17 protein-coding genes are annotated in these 15,537 nt (G+C 53.5%); 8 read left to right on the forward strand and 9 right to left on the reverse strand.

Annotation, left to right across the window (positions count from 1 at the left end; translation table 11 throughout):
• Window positions 1-899: FecR family protein (locus tag Q0835_RS00005; protein ID WP_298957642.1), on the reverse strand; the 899-nt coding region annotated here is incomplete at its 3' end.
• Between the two features lie 332 nt (window positions 900-1,231).
• Entirely contained in the window at window positions 1,232-1,945 is a 714-nt protein-coding gene (locus Q0835_RS00010) for a glycerophosphodiester phosphodiesterase family protein (RefSeq protein WP_298957644.1), read from the reverse strand.
• Between the two features lie 421 nt (window positions 1,946-2,366).
• On the opposite strand from Q0835_RS00010, the gene Q0835_RS00015 reads away from it, so the two are divergent.
• The 5 genes from Q0835_RS00015 (at window position 2,367) to Q0835_RS00035 (ending at window position 7,006) form a co-directional block, all read left to right on the forward strand.
• Window positions 2,367-2,951, forward strand: a complete 585-nt coding sequence (locus tag Q0835_RS00015; protein ID WP_298957646.1) for a YceI family protein — start codon at window positions 2,367-2,369, stop codon at window positions 2,949-2,951.
• Window positions 2,952-3,004: 53 nt separating this feature from the next.
• Window positions 3,005-3,595 carry a cytochrome b gene (locus Q0835_RS00020; RefSeq protein ID WP_298957648.1) on the forward strand — a complete coding sequence of 197 codons (591 nt, stop codon included), beginning with the start codon at window positions 3,005-3,007 and terminating at the stop codon, window positions 3,593-3,595.
• Window positions 3,596-3,606: 11 nt separating this feature from the next.
• Window positions 3,607-4,164 carry a YceI family protein gene (locus Q0835_RS00025; RefSeq protein ID WP_298957650.1) on the forward strand — a complete coding sequence of 186 codons (558 nt, stop codon included), beginning with the start codon at window positions 3,607-3,609 and terminating at the stop codon, window positions 4,162-4,164.
• 144 nt (window positions 4,165-4,308) lie between these two features.
• Complete coding sequence (locus Q0835_RS00030) at window positions 4,309-5,946, forward strand: fumarate hydratase (RefSeq protein WP_298957652.1); 1,638 nt, start codon at window positions 4,309-4,311, stop codon at window positions 5,944-5,946.
• A 466-nt stretch (window positions 5,947-6,412) separates the two neighbouring features.
• On the forward strand, window positions 6,413-7,006 hold the full coding sequence (locus tag Q0835_RS00035) for a L,D-transpeptidase (protein ID WP_298814077.1): 594 nt from the start codon (window positions 6,413-6,415) through the stop codon (window positions 7,004-7,006).
• 100 nt (window positions 7,007-7,106) lie between these two features.
• Here the strand turns inward: Q0835_RS00035 and Q0835_RS00040 are convergent, their stop codons facing one another.
• The 6 genes from Q0835_RS00040 to Q0835_RS00065 all read right to left on the reverse strand — a co-directional run bounded on the left by Q0835_RS00040 (window position 7,107) and on the right by Q0835_RS00065 (window position 11,221).
• Complete coding sequence (locus Q0835_RS00040; RefSeq protein ID WP_298957654.1) at window positions 7,107-7,838, reverse strand: DNA helicase; 732 nt, start codon at window positions 7,836-7,838, stop codon at window positions 7,107-7,109.
• A 190-nt stretch (window positions 7,839-8,028) separates the two neighbouring features.
• Window positions 8,029-8,397, reverse strand: a complete 369-nt coding sequence (locus Q0835_RS00045; protein WP_298957655.1) for a DUF971 domain-containing protein — start codon at window positions 8,395-8,397, stop codon at window positions 8,029-8,031.
• Window positions 8,398-8,464: 67 nt separating this feature from the next.
• Window positions 8,465-9,901, reverse strand: a complete 1,437-nt coding sequence (locus Q0835_RS00050; RefSeq protein ID WP_298957657.1) for a deoxyribodipyrimidine photo-lyase — start codon at window positions 9,899-9,901, stop codon at window positions 8,465-8,467.
• Between the two features lie 104 nt (window positions 9,902-10,005).
• Window positions 10,006-10,440 carry an SRPBCC domain-containing protein gene (locus tag Q0835_RS00055; protein ID WP_298814085.1) on the reverse strand — a complete coding sequence of 145 codons (435 nt, stop codon included), beginning with the start codon at window positions 10,438-10,440 and terminating at the stop codon, window positions 10,006-10,008.
• The gene (locus Q0835_RS00060) at window positions 10,437-10,778 is read right to left on the reverse strand and encodes a metalloregulator ArsR/SmtB family transcription factor (protein WP_298814087.1); all 342 of its coding nucleotides are present in this window, start codon (window positions 10,776-10,778) and stop codon (window positions 10,437-10,439) included. Before Q0835_RS00060 ends, Q0835_RS00055 begins: the two co-directional genes overlap by 4 nt.
• Entirely contained in the window at window positions 10,775-11,221 is a 447-nt protein-coding gene (locus Q0835_RS00065) for a cupin domain-containing protein (RefSeq protein WP_298814089.1), read from the reverse strand. Before Q0835_RS00065 ends, Q0835_RS00060 begins: the two co-directional genes overlap by 4 nt.
• A gap of 161 nt (window positions 11,222-11,382) precedes the next feature.
• Between Q0835_RS00065 and Q0835_RS00070 the strand changes: the two genes are divergently transcribed.
• The 3 genes from Q0835_RS00070 (at window position 11,383) to moaA (ending at window position 14,145) form a co-directional block, all read left to right on the forward strand.
• The gene (locus Q0835_RS00070) at window positions 11,383-12,489 is read left to right on the forward strand and encodes a twin-arginine translocation pathway signal protein (protein ID WP_298957659.1); all 1,107 of its coding nucleotides are present in this window, start codon (window positions 11,383-11,385) and stop codon (window positions 12,487-12,489) included.
• Window positions 12,482-12,931: a MarR family winged helix-turn-helix transcriptional regulator gene (locus tag Q0835_RS00075; protein ID WP_298957661.1), complete on the forward strand. Its 450-nt coding sequence runs from the start codon at window positions 12,482-12,484 to the stop codon at window positions 12,929-12,931. Before Q0835_RS00070 ends, Q0835_RS00075 begins: the two co-directional genes overlap by 8 nt.
• 224 nt (window positions 12,932-13,155) lie before the next feature.
• The gene (moaA, locus tag Q0835_RS00080; RefSeq protein ID WP_298958575.1) at window positions 13,156-14,145 is read left to right on the forward strand and encodes a GTP 3',8-cyclase MoaA; all 990 of its coding nucleotides are present in this window, start codon (window positions 13,156-13,158) and stop codon (window positions 14,143-14,145) included.
• Between the two features lie 36 nt (window positions 14,146-14,181).
• Here the strand turns inward: moaA and Q0835_RS00085 are convergent, their stop codons facing one another.
• Window positions 14,182-15,420, reverse strand: coding sequence for a multidrug effflux MFS transporter (locus tag Q0835_RS00085; RefSeq protein WP_298957663.1), 1,239 nt, complete (start codon window positions 15,418-15,420; stop codon window positions 14,182-14,184).
• Window positions 15,421-15,537 lie beyond the last annotated feature (117 nt).

The following is a 15,537-nucleotide window of genomic DNA, read 5'->3' on the forward strand; positions in this document are numbered from 1 at the left end:
CCGTTCCCACCGGAGTTGCCGTTGCTGTTGCCGCCGGAGTTTCCGTTCCCACCGGAGTTACCGTTGCTGTTGCCACCGGAGTTGCCGTTCCCACCGGAGTTGCCGTTGCTGTTGCCGCCGGAGTTTCCGTTCCCACCGGAGTTACCGTTGCTGTTGCCACCAGAGTTGCCGTTCCCACCGGAGTTACCGTTCCCACCGGAGTTGCCGTTGCTGTTGCCACCAGAGTTGCCGTTCCCACCGGAGTTGCCATTTGCCTCGCGTGCGGCTTCCTGATTTGCAGGTACGTTTTTTACAATGCGTGTTTCAAATGCTGGTGCTCGCTTGGGCCCCGATTCAATTTGAGGTTTCGTTCTTCCACTTACGGAAAGACCCACACGTCTCGTTGGGTTGGTTTTTGCTGACTGACCTGATCCGACGTTGGCTTTTTCACCGGACGCAAAGTCATGAACATTGACCAGACCCCGCCCAACATTGACAGATGCGCTACTTTGGGAAACACGAACGCTAAATTTCGTACCCTTAACAACGGCGGCCAAAAAAGGCGTCTCGACCTTGAAATGCCGGTACCAGCGGCGGCTCACATCCACGTCTATTCGACCACGGTCTTGGTAAACAACCGTCCGTTTGATCAGGAAACCCTTTGGCTCCAACTTCACCAATGATCCAGGCATGACGGTGATTTTCTCTCCCCCCCTTGCGATCAACACCCGTCCTTTTCCTGTCGTTACTTTCCAGCCCTTGCGAACAAGCATGCCTTTTTTGGCATTAAAAACATCACCATCATGCGTTTCGACCGTTACCTTTCCAACGACACGCTCAATCTGCCAATGCCAGTCTTGTGTCTGCTTATCTTGGCTTGCCGCACGCGCTGTTCCTGACCCAAAAAAAGCCAGACACAAGATCAGAATTGCTTGGGATAGGAACTCGATTGCTCTTGAATGTGGAGTTGCACAAATTTGGGCTTCTAATACAGCAGTGAATGATTCTCGCTGAGGCAGCTCTTCAAATTTTTCCGTCAACATGGCTCGGTGCTCACACGTTCAAAGTGATATTGCGCGCCATCGTGTCATAAGAAAATTAATAGCATTTGAATGAAAACTGGTAATATTCTAAATACAAAAACACTATTCAATCATTCTTAAAATTCCATCACTCTCATTATATTTATATTTACCAAATATTTTTGAAAAAATAATATCATACCCAACACGGAAATAAGTATAATTCACGTTTACTCCAAAATACACTTTTGAACTTCGCGAAAAATCTCTATGTGATCGATATTCATCTGTTCAATACCGAGGCGGACGGCCTGCTCGAATACGGATCGATCCTGACCCGCATAGAACATTTGGGTCGTAAGACCTGCTTCCCGCGCTTCCTCGACAGAGTCTGCGATCAGGCAATCTTCGTGAAACTCAAGAATGGATGCGCCCTGGGCAACAGCGCGCTCAACAGATCCGACGTGCCCAAAGAGAACCATGCGCCTGAGGTCCGGCACCTTGGCACGAGCCTCAGCCAGGATCGATTGATCGAAGGAAAAGGTCCATGCGTGCTCAAGCATGCCGCGTGCAGCCAGCATGTCTCGCACTTCTGCAGGATCACCTTCCTTGATTTCCACGTAAGTCCCAATGCGCCCCTTACAAGCATCAAGAAAAGCGTCCAATCGCGGAACCCGTTCTCCCGCGAATTCGGAACCGAACCAACTGCCTGCATCAAGCTGATCAATTTCGGCAGACGTCATTTCAGCAAAGCGGCCACTGCCGTTCGTCGTCCGGTCAACGGTCGCATCGTGCATCACATAAAAAATACCATCGCTAGAGGGACGAACATCGAATTCGACAACGTCCGCTCCGAGATCGATGGCCTTTTCCAGAGACGCGAAAGTGTTCTCCGGAGCCACCAAACAAGCGCCTCTATGGGACACAATGACTGCTCGTTTCATGTCTAGTTCTCCTGCGCTCTCGGATCATGGATCTGGAACTTGCCGGTTATTGCCGCCGTCCGCTTGTGACGACCGTCAAAGAGGTGCCTGAATTCCTTGATGAATTGATGACAGATCAAGTCTTCTTTTGTTTTCAATAGCTAATCCACCAAATCTATTCTGGATTGCAACAACCTTTCTCTGCAATCAACTCCACAAGGAGCCCTCGATTCGAGCTGGCACGATTGTCAATCGTTCGCTTGCAAAAGGAAACAGCCAATCCCCTTTACCTCCGTGCATTGCTTCTGAGACCCAAGGGATAACGAATTGTTCATTCAGCTCGAACGGTCAGTCAAATTGCATGCAGCGCAGCAATGACTATCTCAACCCCTAAGCGTTCACAGCCGAACGCTCAAGGAAACACCATTCAAGAGGTTTGAACATGATCCGTTTTGCTGCGTCTGCGTTTGCTTTGTCCCTTCTGGCCGGCACCGCCGTCGCCGAGCCTGTCGCCTATGACTTTGATAAATCCCACGCGAACCTCACTTTCTCCTACGACCACCTCGGGTATTCCACGACCGAAGGCCGTTTCGGGTCCTGGAATGGCGTTCTGTTGATCGACAAGGAAACGCCGGCAAATTCATCCATCGAATTCACCATCGATATTGCCAGCATGGACACGTTCTGGGCTGACCGCGATACACACCTGAAGAGTGCCGATTTCTTCGACGCAGAAAAATTTCCGGAAGCTACTTTCAAAAGCACCAACGTCGAGCAGACCGGCGAAAAACAACTGGCCGTCACAGGTGATCTGACCGTCCGAGGCATCACGAAACCAGTCACGCTGACTGTTGACGTAACTTCGATCGGGGAACATCCAATGGCAAAGAAAGCAGCGGCCGGTTTTGCCGTCTCGACGGTTGTCAAGCGCTCCGACTTTGGCATGGACAAGTTCGTGCCTTATGTGGGTGATGACATCACGGTGACGTTCCACGCTGAAGTGCTTAAGGCCGAAGCAACGAACTAATATCCCTCGGCTGAGACTGGTAAATGCCGGTCTCAGCTTCACTGGAGCCACTCATGCTGCGCAATTCCTCCACCGGGTACGGTCTCATTGCCATCTTCTTTCACTGGACAATGGCGCTCCTGATCCTGGGCATGCTCGCATTCGGCCTTTACCTGGATGGATTGCCGCAAACCGAGCAGTCGACGTTTCAGCTCTACCAGTTGCACAAGTCCATAGGGTTCGTTGTATTGGCTCTCGCTGCAATGCGGCTTGTGTGGCGGTTGTTCAATCCCACTCCGAAATTGCCAGAGGGAATGCACCCGCTTGAAAAAGTCGCGGCAAACCTTGGCCATGTCGGGCTCTACGTACTCATCTTTGCCATGCCGATCACGGGCTGGTTCATGGTGTCGGCGTCGCCCTGGAACATTCCGACAATCGCCTTCAACGTCCTGCCAATTCCGCATCTACCGGTTCCTGCCGCGCTTGGCAGTCAGGAGGACGCTGAAACCTTCTTCAAGGTACTGCACGAATATGGAGCTTTCCTGCTGATTGCATTGATTGTCGTCCATGTCGCAGCAGCATTGAAACACCATTTCATCGCCAGAGACGACACGTTGAAAAGGATGGTTTCGACAGCCTCCGCGAATTCAGAGAAACAGCTTTAGGACTTATCTTTATGCAACTGAAAAATATGATTTTGTCACTTGGTGCTGTTGTTTCGCTTGGCCTTGTTTCACCCGGTCTTGCTGACACTTGGACGGTCGATCAGGAAAATAGCAAACTGGGATTTGAAGTCCAACAGGGAAGCGGCAAATTGACCGGCCTCTTTGGCATCTGGAAAGCCAGTATTGATTTCGACCCCGCAGCACCGGAAGCCGCTAAAATTTCGGCAGAGATCAATCCGGCCACTGCAACCACCGGCAATGCCCAGTTCGACGGCACCCTGCCCAACCAGGACTGGTTTGACGTAAGCGCCTTTCCGGCAGCGACATTCCAGTCGACTGCGGTGACGCTTGTCGAGGGCAATAGCTACCGGGCTGACGGGACCTTGACGATCAAAGATATGGAACACCCCGTTGAACTGGATTTCACGCTTGAGATCAATGGAGACACTGCCAGGGCAACAGGGACAGCGACAGTCAATCGACTTTCCTACGCGCTTGGTGCTGGGGTTGGAACCGACACCGTTGGCGACATTGTATCCGTTACGCTTGATCTGACTGCAGCCCGGTAGGGCACGAAACCGAAACTTCAGACGAATTGGGAAGGCCGCAGCACTTGGCGTGCGCGGCCTTTTTGCCGTAAGACAGGGCGACTTTAGTTCCAGCGCTTCCGGTTGAGCAAGACCGCAGTAGCAGCCAGATCAGGAAACCGTCCTATGAACGCTCCCGTCACCCCTCCCGACTACCAGCACAGCGCACTTTTCCCTCAAGGAGAAGACAAGACCCCCTATCGCAAGCTCACTTCGGACCATGTCAAGACAGCAGAATTCAATGGCGAAGAGGTTCTGGTTGTCGAGGCGGAAGGGATGAGGCTGCTGGCTGAAGAGGCATTCAAGGATATCAACCACTATCTGCGTCCAGGTCACCTGGAACAACTGCGTAGAATATTGGACGACCCTGAAGCAACTGAGAACGACAAGTTCGTTGCGTTCGACCTATTGAAAAATGCCAACATTTCCTCCCACGGCGTCCTGCCCATGTGCCAGGACACAGGCACTGCCATAGTGATGGGCAAGAAGGGCAGACGCGTTTGGACGAACGGATCCGACGAATCCGCGCTCGGCGAAGGCGCCCGCGACGCCTATTACAAGAAAAACCTGCGTTATTCGCAGTTGGCGCCGATCTCTATGTTCGAGGAAAAAAATACCAAGAACAACATGCCGGCGCAGATCGAGCTCTATGCCGATGGCGAAGATGCGTACAAATTCCTGTTCATGGCAAAGGGCGGTGGCTCAGCCAACAAGACCTTCCTTTTTCAAGGCACTCCGTCTCTTTTGACCCACGACCGCATGATCGAATTCCTGAAGGAAAAGATCCTGACGCTCGGCACGGCGGCCTGCCCTCCCTATCACCTTGCAATTGTCATCGGTGGCACGTCGGCAGAGATGAACCTCAAGACGGCCAAATATGCATCCGCGCGGTATCTGGACGGCTTGCCAACACAGGGCTCTGATCTCGGTCACGCCTTCCGCGACCTCGAAATGGAAGACGAAATCCACAAACTGACCCAGGCCACCGGTGTCGGCGCTCAGTTCGGCGGAAAATACTTCTGCCATGATGTGCGTGTTATCCGGCTGCCCAGGCACGGAGCCTCATTGCCGATCGGCCTCGCCGTTTCCTGTTCGGCGGACCGGCAGGCTGTCGGAAAAATCACCAAGGATGGTATTTTTCTGGAGCAGCTTGAGATGCATCCTGAAAAATATTTGCCTGAAGTCACGGATGACAACTTGTCGGATCACGTGGTCAAGATCGATCTGACTCGGCCAATGTCCGAAATTCTTGGTGAACTCTCCAGGCATCCGATTAAAACCCGGCTGTCCCTTTCAGGGCCGCTGATCGTTGCGCGTGACCTGGCACATTCCAAGCTGCGCGATTGCCTGGAAAGCGGCGAACCGTTGCCGGACTATTTCAAGAACCACCCGATCTATTATGCAGGTCCTGCCAAAACGCCGGAAGGCATGCCGTCGGGCTCCTTTGGCCCAACAACCGCGGGACGGATGGATGCCTATGTCGATCAATTCCAGGCGGCAGGCGGTTCTATGGTTATGCTGGCAAAAGGCAATCGCTCGGCTCAGGTTCGCCGGGCCTGCCAAGCCCATGGAGGGTTCTATCTCGGTTCAATTGGAGGACCGGCTGCTCGACTGGCGCAGGATTGCATCAAAAAAGTTGAGGTCGTCGAATTCGAAGAGCTCGGAATGGAAGCTGTCTGGAAGATTGAAGTCGAGGACTTCCCTGCCTTCATCGTGGTCGATGACAAGGGCAACGACTTCTTCAAGGAGCTCAACCTGAGTTGACGATTGGCGCTGGGGCAGCAATCGCTGCCCTGCAGCCAGCTTCCGACCACGACTTCACACGCAGAGCAGTCGAACCTTGGCCGCTCAGTGGCGTCATCCGGCACCGGGCAAGGCTACTCAAAAGTGGGTGAAGATCGAATCGACCTGAAAATTCGGGGCAGCGAAACAGGCATTCGACTCTTGTTCGTCAATCGACTTAATTAAAAATCACCGGCGTCTTGTTCTTGAAAAGACACAATAAACAACCTTGACGCGATTTTTGAACCGTGACACACCGCCAAATCCGGAAGACGAGTTGCAATTTCAGCACAATTGATCACGGCAAGGGCACCTCACATCAACGTGAGATTCCATTTTCGCCCTTTTTAGGTCATGATTGTTAATAGTGCGGCAAGGACCTTTTCCTAACGTAACCTTCGACATGAAGCGCTCCTAAGGTGGAGCGAGCGCTGATGGGGGAATTAGAATGAACAGATTTTACTTCGTTATGGTGGCGCTTATGGCGGGGGTCTTTGCACTCACCGCACAGGCCGCACCGCGTTTTGGATACTTCGATCACAGCACAAACACCTGGGTGACACCGAAATATCATCCCGGTGGCAAATCGCCTGTGAAGCGCAAGCGTGTTAGCTACGACGGTCCCTATTCGCCAGGTACCATTGTCATCGATACGTCCGAGCGTCGTCTCTATCACGTTCTGCCAAATGGCAAGGCGATGAAATACGGCGTTGGTGTCGGCAAAGATGGTTTCCAGTGGGCGGGCACACACCGCGTCACCCGTAAGGCAGAGTGGCCGAGCTGGACACCGCCTGCACAGATGCGTGCACGCGAGCGCCGTAAAGGCCGCATCCTGCCGACTTACATGCCGGGCGGCCCGAACAATCCGATGGGTGCACGCGCGCTCTACATTGGCTCTACGCTTTATCGCATCCACGGTACGACTGAGCCATGGACGATCGGATCAGCAGTATCCTCCGGCTGCATTCGGCTTGCCAATGAAGACGTCATTCACCTCTACAAAAATGTACAGGTTGGTGCCAAGATTATCGTCAAGCGCTGACCGTTTAGACGATACGTTTGAAAAGCCGGGCCGACGTGCCCGGCTTTTTTTGATTTCACCATCGGATAGCGAGCCAAATAGAACCCGTTCGGCTGCTAGTTTACCGGACTGGTCTTTCACTGACAGACTGCGCCTGCAACACGCCCTCATGCAGGAAAAACCCCACATCGAACAGACCCAAGTCGAGCGGATTGGTTTTTCGCATGTCCCGAAAGTTAGGCACAGACCGTTCTTCAGGGTTAAACGAGCGATGAATTTGCGACAGAAAGACAATGCTCATTTGCTTGTCTGATGCAAATTGCTTCAATTGCCGGACTTGTTCGCCTATCGGTGGATCGCTGCGATGCTGATCCATAACCTGCAGAAAATCGATGACCACCACAGCCCCGGCAGCGGCGTTCGAATACTGTTTGACGACATAACTTGCGGCAATGCGGTCCGACAAATGAAGCTTCAGTTGCTCATCCGTTTTTGAGGTTTCAATTTCACAGCCCGGCACTTTGTTCCGGACGTCGCGAAGCGAAAACTCGGAAGAAACAAAACCTGCAGATCGACCGCTTGATGCCGCCTCTTTTAAGATCTCCAGGCCAAGCACTGTCTTCCCGTGACCCGGGCGCGCCGACAGGGTCACAAGTGCGCCAGGTTTCAAAGTGGAGAGTATTCTTGCGGCCGGCCGGTCGTATGAGCGCTCAATCTTGGCAAGCTGGCTCCAGGACCTGTACCCCATTGTGGTCGCGATCTCATCGAGCGCTTTGTGAAGAGGTATTCCCGACTCGCGCGACAGCACTCTAGCTTGTCGCTTCAGTCGATAGATGGGTGCTTTAAGTCTCATATGCGACCTCTCGGCAACGTGCAAAAGCCGCAGTCCCTCCTTGTGCGCGCACGTGACAAGCGGTTCAAGACCATTCAGCCCTGCAGGTCAGCTGCTGCTCCGTTCGGAGGGGGATGGCGCGGGCAGCACCGTCTTTTGGATACCAGATTCGCACCCTCGCTGCCTAGAGGGTCAGAATGATCTTGAAGGCTTATCGATCCCGTCCGAGCCCTTTGTCCTCCAGTTCCTTCAAATAGCCGGCCCAATGAACATCGCGTCGTGTTCCAAGGTCCATGAAATAGGTCCAGGTGTAGATACCGGAACTGTGCATGTCGTCGAAATGAATGCGGACGGCATAGTTGCCAACCGGCTCGATTTTGATGATTTCAACGTTTCGTTTGCCTGGAACCGTTTGCTTCTGCGAGGGGGTGTGTCCTTTCACCTCAGCCGAGGGGGAACAAACCCGAAGATACTCGGCGGACAATTCGTGCCGATCGCCGGTATTGAAGGCAACTGTCAGCACTTTTCTGTCCTTGGAAACGCGCAGTTCCGTCGGCCAGGGAGCAGTGTCATCGGTCATGGTCGGATCCTTGATCGGAAATCATTTCAGCAGGTTGAGGCGGACGATAGCGCCCAGGCCTCTACCGTCAAGCCGCGTTTTGTCCCGCCTCTTTGACGGCGTTGTAACCGGCGAGCGCTGCCTGCCTTGCCTGGCTATGATCGACAATCGGCTTCGGATAGATCTTTCCCAATTCAATGCCTGCCTGCTGCAAAGCTTCCGTCGGTGCAGCAAAGGGCGCAAACAAGTGTTGCGTTGCCAGGTTTGCAAGTTCCGGCACCCACCGCCTGGTGTAATGGCCTTCCGGATCGAACTTCTCGCCCTGAGTAATCGGATTGAATATTCGAAAATACGGCGCTGCGTCGGCACCGGAACCGGCGACCCATTGCCAGCTGGCCGAATTGTTCGCAAGATCGGCATCCAGCAACGTGTCGCGGAACCAGGCTTCGCCGTGTTTCCAATGAATTCGCAAGTGCTTTATCAGGAAGCTTGCGACAATCATCCGCACGCGATTGTGCATGTAACCGGTTTGCCAGAGTTCGCGCATCCCTGCATCGACGATCGGATAACCTGTCTGGCCCTTTTGCCATCTCTTCAGATCACCTGGAGCCTCACGCCAGGGATAGGCGTCGAATGCCGGTTTCCAGTTGTCGGTAGGCAAGTGCGGGAAGTGATAGAGCTGATGATAGGCAAACTCCCGCCAGGCAATCTCGGATAGAAATTTCAACCCGTCTGACGTGGCGGACTCTTCTGAAGTCATGTGTTTTTGCGTTTCATGCCAGATTGTCCGGGGAGAGATCTCACCGAAATGCAATGCAGGTGACAAGCGCGATACATTGGGCAGGTCAGGCCGATTGCGCAAACCGCCATAACCTTGAAGGCCTTCATCAAGAAACTCTGTCAAACGCCTCCTTGCGCCCTCTTCGCCCGGTTGCCAGATGTTTCCCCACCCAGATGCCCAGTCGGGCTTTTGCGGCAACAGTCCAAAACTCTCCAGGTCCTCACCTGCATCGGTTTTCACGAATTGAACGTTTTTTGGTGCAGCCAAGGGCAATCCAATTGGCTTTTGCTGTGCCGATTTCCAGAAAGGCGAATAAACCTTGAAAGGCCCGCCCGACTTGGTTTCGAGTTCCCATGGCTCGAACAACAAGGAGGCCTTGAAACTCCTGGTCTCAATGCCGGCATCTTTCAGACCCGCCTTGATGTCAGTGTCTCTTTCAATGGCGTGTGGCTCGTAACAGCGGTTCCAATAGACGGCATTCAGCTGATGTTCGGATACCAGATGCGGAATGAGATGCCGGGCATCGCCGCGCAGAAACACCAGTCCCGGCAATGATGCTTTCAACCTTGCAAGACTGTGATGCAGCCACCAGTGACTGGCCCCACCCATTGGGTGCGTTTCGCCGGATTGCGCCGGCGATTCAAGAATGAAAACCGGAAGCACCGCCCCTTTCCGTGCTGCTTCGAATAGTGCGGGATTGTCTTGTGTTCGCAGATCTTGGCGGAACCAAACGAGTGTTGTCATGATGCCTCTGAGGTGTTCTTGATGAGACATACGCAAAAGGTTCCGAACAGATCAACGCAACAGCCGGCCCAATTGGACCGGCTGTTGGCAGAAACCGGGCCAAGTCAGGCTTCGACGAGAGCCTTCGCCTCTTGACGCAAGCGTCCAAAGTGCTGGTCCCAACCTGCGTCAAGTGCGCTTAACATCATGAAGGCCGCCTCTCCTGCTGCTTGCTCAATCCCTTCATGCGCAAGCGTCAGACGCGTTCCACCTGCTGCATCTTCAAGTGTCCAGCGCACTGTGGTCATCGCACCGTTCAGCGGTTTGACGGTGAATGTGTAGACCAAGCTGTCATGCGGACGCATTTCTAGGACCTGCCCCCAACAGATACGTGACATGTCGCCGTGCTGATCGAGCAAGGTGTAGTCCGCGCCTTCCTTCAAGTCTTCCTCGGCCGGATGAAACCAGCGGGCGAGCTTGTCTTTTTGGGTCAAAAACGACCAAACGATATCGCGTGGCGCGTCCAGAAAGATTGTCTTTGTGATGGTTGTCGTATTCATTTTCCTGTTTCCTTTCTATTCTGCATGTCTTTGGCGATTTCACGCTGCAAATCTGCAAGCTTGCTGTCCCAGAACTGCTCAAAAAATCCGAGCCACTCGAACGCCGATCGCAATGGCTCCGGCGACAGCCGGTTGCGCCGCTCCCGTCCGATCACTTCGGTCTGAATAAGGCCGCCTTCCTCAAGAATGGTCAGATGTTTGTTGATTGCGGTCCTGGTGATATCGAAACGCGCTGCAATGTCTGAAATGGCAAGGTTCTCTTGGGCCAGATGAATAAGAATTTGGCGACGCGTCGGATCGGACAGAGCCCGGAAAACACTTTGAGGTCCGGAGTTCATTTTTGCCCCTCCCCAACCGGGACAAAGTCAAATGGTCCATCTTGATAGAGGAAGGTGACACATTCTGCTTCAGACACACATTTGCTCAGGTGCGGAAGGTGCGCAGGGATCTCATAGTAGTCCCCCGGCTTCAGGACGACTTCCTTGCCACCGACCCCATCTTCGGACAGATGCACCATTTCTCCAGAAACGATTAGGCCGAACATGGCCGAGCTCTTGGTGTGAACCGGGCTGACAAGTCCCGCCGGAAGCCGAACCATCGCCATATAGCTTTCGCTAAAGCGATTGCCCTTAAGTGCCGCAAAAGCGACGCCCTCCGGTGTCGTCTCCCATGTGAGATCAGGTTGAATCGCCAGTTTAATGTCCTCGGCTTGAGCCGAGAGTGTCAGGCTCGCAACCGAGATCGACACTGCCGCTGCACCAACAAGTTTTCCGATGTTCATTCCAATCTCCTTATAACACCATTTGGTGTTATTTATATGACACCTTTTAGTGTTATTACAAGTCATTCCAAAAACTTTTCTCTTATCGAATTTCTCAGCGATTGATTTTAGTTCGATTTCGCACTATTTAGTACGATATCGTACTTACTGGAGAAATCATCATGCACTTGTCACGTCGAAGAACGCTCGCTCTGATCGGTGGAGGTATTGTTGTTGCCGCTTCCGCGTCGGCAGGAACGTTTCTTGCCACACGAACCCCTGAGAAGGCTCTTTCTCCCTGGGAAGCCGCAGGAAGCTATGAAGACCCGCGCTTGTTCGCACTCTCCTATGCGCTGCTGGCACCAAACCCGCACAACAGACAACCCTGGCTGGTTGAACTCACAGAAGGCACAAGCTTTCTTCTGCATAGAGACAAGACCCGGGCCTTGCCGCATACAGATCCGTTCCTGAGACAGATATTCGTCGGGCTTGGCTGCTTCATTGAGTTGATGGCTGTTGCAGCCACGCTTCAGCATAGAAGTGCCGAAATCGAGCTGTTTCCGGATGGCCCGGACGGGCCGATAGCCTTTGTTCAATTGCGGGACGGAGGTTCCATCGACCCGCTTTCAGACCACATAATGAACCGGCGCTCCTGCAAGGAACCATTTGAGGCTACCCCGGTTCCGAAAGACATCGCGCAAAAACTCGCTTCTTATGGACAGGTGATTCAGGACGATGACTCCGTTGCGGCCCTGAAGAAACTCACCTGGGACGCGTGGCTCACTGAAGCAAATACGTATCGCGCCCTCAAGGAGAGTGTTGATCTCATGCGTTTCGGCAAATCGGAAATCAACGCAAACCCGGATGGCATTGATCTCGGCGGGCCGTTCCTCGAAAGTCTCATGCTTGCGGGCGTTTTGACCCGTGAGGGCCAGCTTGATCCAGGCTCAAGCGGATTTCAGGAAGGCGTGAAGATCTATCAGGAGATGCTTGCAGCAACTCCAGCCTATATCGCGATAACAACTCAAGGAAATGGCCGCGCAGACCAGATTGAAGCGGGTCGCCGATGGCTGAGGCTGAACCTTGAAACGACCGCCTTGGGACTGGCTCTTCACCCCGTCAGTCAAGCGCTTCAGGAATATGAGGAAATGAACGCACACTATGCCGAAGCTCATCGCATACTTGCCAATCCGGGTGAAACCGTTCAGATGCTAGGACGTTTGGGTTACGGCCCGACAATTCCACGGACGCCGCGCTGGCCGCTCGAAACACGGATATTGAATGGATAACGACACACGGCACGTCTATTTTACATTTTTCAATGAGATTGGCATCATTGCCCAGCTCAGCCGAGCCGCCATGGAAGCCCGGTTGCCGAAAGGGCTTACTCTGCCCCATTTCAGCGTCATCAATCATTTGATCAGGGTACGCGATGGACAAACGCCGCTGACCCTGGCCAGGGCCTTTCAGGTTCCCAAAACAACCATGACGCACACTTTGTCCGGCTTGCTTGAGCATGGCTTGGTCGAAATGCGGCCAAACCCGAAAGACGGGCGCAGCAAAACTGTTTGGCTGACGGATGCGGGGCGGACATTTCGCGCGGCTGCGATCCAGTCAAGCGACCCGGACATCGATGCACTGCAGGCAGCTTTCCCAAAACAGAAGGTGGAACAGATGCTTCCACTCCTGGCTGAAATAAGATCCTTCATGGACGCATATCGGGACCCGTGAGACCTTTGGCGCGTGACATCGGCAAAAGGGGTCGATTGACAAAAATACACTGATAAGTTTACCTGCAAAGACAAACCGGAAACGAAAAGTCCGGTTTGAATTGATCTTGCCCGCTTACGCGCCATATGATCGGGAACAAAATACGAGGGAGAACGTTCGTGACAGATGGCAAGATTGTGGTTCCGGCTCAGCCGGATACCGGTGCAGCACCGATATCAGGTCCCATGATTGATCCGTTTGGACGTGCCGTTACCTATCTGCGCGTCTCTGTGACCGACCGGTGTGATTTCCGCTGTGTCTATTGCATGGCCGAGGACATGACATTCCTTCCGAAGCGCGAAGTGCTCAGCCTTGAAGAACTGGATCGTCTTTGCACGGCCTTTATCGAAAAAGGTGTGCGCAAGTTGCGTCTGACCGGCGGCGAGCCGCTGGTGCGAAAAAACATCATGAGCCTGATCAGAAACCTTGGCCGTCATCTTGATAGTGGGGCTTTGGAGGAACTGACGATCACGACGAACGGTTCGCAGTTATCGCGCTTCGCGAATGAACTCTATGACTGTGGCGTCCGGCGGATCAATGTTTCAATCGACACGCTCGATCCTCAGAAATTCAAGACCGTGACCAGATGGGGTGACCTCGACAAAGTTCTGGACGGGGTCCGGGCTGCAACTGCGGCCGGCTTGAAGACAAAGATCAACATGGTGGCGCTCAAGGATGTAAATGAGCACGAAATTGAACCCATGCTGGAGTGGTGTCACGGCGAAGGTCACGACCTGACACTCATTGAGACAATGCCTCTGGGGGAAATCGACGGCGACCGCACCGACCAGTATCTCCCGCTGTCGACAGTCAGGTCCCGACTTGCCGAACGTTTCACGCTCACTGACATTCCTTATAAGACCGGTGGTCCTGCGCGTTATGTCACCATCGAGGAAACAGGTGGTAAACTTGGCTTCATTACTCCGCTGACTCACAATTTCTGTGAAAGCTGCAACCGCGTCAGGGTTACCTGCACCGGACAGTTATACATGTGCCTTGGTCAGGACGACATGGCTGATCTGCGCGCGCCTTTGCGCGCTTCAGAAGGCAATGAACTGCTGAACGATGCCATTGACGAAGCGATCGGCAGAAAACCGAAAGGCCATGACTTTGTCATTGACAGAGATCGCAACCAGCCGGCTGTTTCGCGGCATATGAGCGTCACTGGCGGCTGATTGCCAGATCCAGAGTTTTTCAGACGAACATTTGCGCTATTCGGCGGGCACGAATGAATGCCGCGCCGAAAGATGGCGCACCGAAAGTGCTGCTCCGAGACTAAGAAGCATTCCGACAGCCATAACAATGATCATGCCCCAAGGCGAACCCGCGATGGCACTGCCGGTGCAAAGCCAGGTGACAAATGAACCGGTGATCGCACCAGCGCCGACTTGCAGCGATGCAGTCAATCCAGAAGCCGAACCAGCAAGTTCAGGCCGGACGCTGACGGCGCCTGACAGCGCGCTTGGCAGGCAAACGCCGTTCCCCAGCCCAAGCAAGAACATTGGCAAAAACAGGATCTGCGCCGACAAACCATTGAAATAAGTGAAGGTCGCGATGATCGAGACCGAGAGAATTCCGATCAGCGTACCTGCCATGATCATTGGCATCAGACCAACCCGTTCGGCAAATTTTCCTGATACGAAATTTCCGGCTATGTAACCAAGCGCCACGAACATGAAGTAGAACCCCATTTCAGCAGCGCTGAGTGACAACATTCCGGCGGCGATATAGGGCGCGCCCCCGAGATAGGCGAAATAGGTCAGCGCGGAAAAAGCAGCCGTCAGTGCATAGCTCCAAAACAGCGGTTCCCTGCACAGTTCCGTATAGGATTTCACAACTTGCCGCGGCCCGACTTTGGTTCTTTCTGTATGCGTTTCCGGCAATTTGTAGATGCTTGCCCACAAAGCCCCGATACCGAGGAATAGCATCAACACAAAACCACCCTGCCAGCCGAAAAACTCATCGAGCAAACCGCCTATGGCAGGGCCGATCGTGGGCATAACGGCCATGCCCATGGTGACAAACCCGATCATACTGGCAGCTTGATTTGGACCATATAGGTCCCTCACGATGGCTCTGCCGAGAACCATTCCGGTGCAACCACCGGCGGCCTGCAAGATGCGGGCAAAGATCAGAGCTTCGATCGTAGGCGCAAAAAGGCACATGACGCTGCCGATCACGAACAGTGTCATGCCGACAATGATCACGGGACGACGGCCATATTGATCAGACAGCGGCCCCCAAATCAGTTGCGACACGGCAACGGCAACAAAGAATGCGGACATTGACAACTGGATTTCGCCAGCAGTTGCGGAAAAAACAATCATCATTCCCGCAAGCGAGGGCAGATAAATCTGCATTGCAAGCGGATTGACGGTCGAAACCGCTATCAGTACAGCTAAAGAAGGCCTTGCAGCCTTTTCTGTCGCGTGTCTTTGGCCGGATTTCATGCCCAGGAAGGAACCCTTGTTATTTTTCCTTTGCCGAAAACAGCTTAGGATAGGGCTACCATAAGTGACCGGCGTGATCCGGTTGTGAAAAGCGCTATTGATACAACCAGTCAGCTT

This window comes from uncultured Roseibium sp. (genome assembly GCF_947499295.1).
Lineage (GTDB): Bacteria > Pseudomonadota > Alphaproteobacteria > Rhizobiales > Stappiaceae > Roseibium.